General features: G+C 80.2%; 1 pseudogene. It reads left to right on the top strand.

Annotated features, from left to right (window positions below):
* Positions 1–373: pseudogene (locus GTW43_RS24490) on the top strand (DNA helicase RecD); the annotation flags it as partial.

The raw sequence follows: 373 nt of genomic DNA, 5'->3' as shown, positions 1-373 counted from the left end.
GCTGCGCCGTCACGGTCTGGCTGCTCGAACAGGCGGCCGTCGCCGGGCACACCGCGCTCGACCTGCCGGTGCTCGCCGAGGCGCTCGGCAGGCGCGGCGTGGGCGACGCGGAGGCCGCGGTGCAGGCGGCCGTCGCGGAGGGCGACGCGCTCGTCCTCCAGGACCCGCTGGAGGAGGCCCCGGGGACCACGCCCGCCGCGGACGCCCCGCGCGACGGGACCGGAGCGGGCGGCGAGGCCGACGGTGACGCGGGGGACGGCGCGGGCACGGAGGAGGAGCCCGAGCGGCCGGTCCGGATCCTGGTCGGCCTGGAGCGGTACGCGATGGCGGAGGAGAGCCTCGCCGACGGCCTGGCCCGCCTGGTCAACGCGGC

Source organism: Streptomyces sp. SID5785 (genome assembly GCF_009870065.1).
Lineage (GTDB): Bacteria > Actinomycetota > Actinomycetes > Streptomycetales > Streptomycetaceae > Streptomyces.
Note: the sequence above shows the minus strand (reverse complement) of the source record. Positions and strands in the feature narration are given on the sequence as shown.